Genomic DNA, 2,763 nt, shown 5'->3' with positions numbered 1-2,763 from the left:
GGTTTATATGGATCGTACAGCATTAGTGCCACTCGGTAATCAAGTCGTCGTAATAGGTTTGGATGGGCAGCTGAGAGTCCTTGCAGAAGGACAGCAGCCTCTACCAGGTGAAGTGATAGTGGCAATGACAGATGCTGCGCCTCAAGACCTGAAAATTCAGCTTGCTCAAGAGCAAGGTTTAAAAGATATTTCAGACGATGTAGCACAGATTATTAGTGCTATTGAGCAAGGTCAAGACCCTTCTGCTATTGATGAAAAACTCGCACCTGCAGCGGGTGAAAATAGTGGCTCCAGTTTGCAAAATAGTGCCACGATTGTACGAGATGGTACTGAAGTGCTAGCCTCAACAAACTTTGAAACTATTGGCCTAGAATCCCTCGGCTTATCTGAAACACAAGCGTTGACCTTAAATGACTTCTTCACAACAGGTATCGAGACAAGTGGGGATGGCTCAAGTAAGCCACTTACTAATTCTCCAGTGACATTAAGCGCTGTTGAGGAAGATAGCGATCCAATCACGATAACTACTGAAGAATTACTATCTAATGTCAATATTGATGATGCCGATACTCTTGTCATTACAAACGTCACTATTGAGAGTGGGAATGGCACCTTAATTGATAACAGCGATGGATCTTGGACTTACATTCCAGAGGCTGATGATGACACTGAAGTGTCATTCTCCTATGACATTATTGATAACGATGGCGGTGTTATTAATGGCACTGCTAACTTAGATATTACGCCTGTTAATGACGCGCCAATAGCAACTAATGATGCGATTCAAACTGACGAGGATTCCCAGGTTGTAATTGATGTGCTCGCTAACGACAGTGATATTGAAGGTGATGATTTAATCATTACCTCTGCTTCTGTACCAGAAGAGCAAGGTATCGTTGAGATTATCGATGGTAAGCTTGTTTTCACTCCGGCCGAAAATTTCAACGGTAATGCAACGATTAGCTACACCATCACAGATGGTGAGTTAGAGGATGAAGCTCAAGTTTCGGTAACAGTAAACTCAGTTAACGATGCGCCTATTGCCTCTAATGATACAACAATTACAGAGGAAGATAGCTCAGTAACGGTTGATGTCCTGCCAAACGACACCGACATTGATGGCGATACGCTGTCTATCCAATCGGCTTCCGTACCTGAAACACAAGGTACAGTTGAGATCGTTGATGGAAAACTGGTCTTCACACCGGCTGAGAACTTCCATGGTGACGCTGAAATCACTTACACCGTGACCGATGGTGCATTGACTGACCAAGCGACGGTCAACGTCACCGTGAATGCGGTGAACGACACGCCTGTGGTTGAAAGCAACCTCGCAGACCAAACCTTGGCAGAAGACTTTACGCCATACAGCATCGATCTAAATACTGCCTTCAGTGATGTGGATAACGCCGATGGTGAGTTAACGTTTAGTGTCTCTGGCAACAGCAACATTCAAGTGGCGATAGTCAATGGCATTGCTACGTTCACTCCAACCGCAGACTGGAACGGCTCAGAAGCGTTAACGTTTACGGCTACCGATCCAAGCGGCGAAAGCGTCAGCCAAACGGTGAACTTCACAGTAGCGCCTGTGGCGGACATCGTGGCAGATAAAGCGACGGTTGTGGAAGACACGCCGACCATCATCAAGGTCTTAGGTAACGACACGTTCGAAGGCGACGACAAAGTGGTGTCGCTGGATACCAACAACGGTCCAGCTAACGGCACGGTCTCGGTCAACCCGGACGGCAGCGTAACCTACACGCCAAACGACAACTACCACGGTACAGACAGTTTCACGTACATCGTCACATCTGGGGGCGTCAGTGAATCCACCACGGTGAACGTCGATGTCACACCAGTGAACGACGCGCCAGTGGCGACCAATGACAATGCCGTTACTGACGAAGACACGCCAGTGACGATTGATGTTCTGCCAAACGATACTGACATTGATGGCGATACGCTGTCTATCCAATCAGCGTCCGTACCTGAAGCGCAAGGCACAGTCGAGATTGTTGATGGTAAATTGGTCTTCACGCCAGCCGAGAACTTCCATGGTGACGCTGAAATCACTTATACCGTCACCGATGGTGCACTGACTGACCAAGCGACGGTCAACGTCACCGTGAATGCGGTGAACGACACGCCTATGGTTGAAAGCAACATTGCAGACCAAACCTTGGCGGAAGATTTTACGCCATACAGCATCGATCTGAATACCGCTTTCAGTGATGTGGATAACGCCGATGGTGAGTTAACGTTTAGCGTCTCTGGTAATAGCAACATTCAAGTGGCTATCGTCAATGGCATTGCTACGTTCACTCCAACCGCAGACTGGAACGGCTCAGAAAACCTAACGTTTACGGCTACCGATCCAAGCGGTGAAAGCGTTAGCCAAACGGTGAACTTCACAGTTGCGCCTGTGGCGGACATCGTGGCAGACAACGCGACGGTCGTGGAAGACACGCCAACCATCATCAAGGTCTTAGGTAACGACACGTTCGAAGGCGACGACAAAGTGGTGTCGCTCGATACCAACAACGATCCAGCCAACGGCACGGTCTCGGTCAACCCGGACGGCAGTGTGACTTACACGCCAAACGACAACTATCACGGAACAGACAGCTTCACCTACATCGTTACCTCCGGTGGGGTATCCGAGTCCACCACAGTGAACATCGATGTGACGCCAGTGAATGACGCGCCAGTGGCGACCAATGACAATGCCGTTACTGACGAAGACACGCCAGTGACGATTGATGT

1 protein-coding gene is annotated in these 2,763 nt (G+C 48.7%); it reads left to right on the top strand.

Annotated elements, in window-relative coordinates; all coding sequences use genetic code 11:
- Positions 1–7: 7 nt before the first annotated feature.
- On the top strand, positions 8–2,763 hold a 2,756-nt coding region (locus CAG68_RS11695), incomplete at its 3' end, for a tandem-95 repeat protein (protein WP_237667874.1).

Origin of the sequence: Vibrio sp. V42_P2S4T144, from assembly GCF_009904715.1 — a bacterium.
GTDB classification, from domain to species: Bacteria; Pseudomonadota; Gammaproteobacteria; order Enterobacterales; family Vibrionaceae; genus Vibrio; species Vibrio alginolyticus.
The sequence above is the reverse complement of the archived record's forward strand: the minus strand, read 5'-3'. Positions and strand labels throughout refer to the sequence as shown.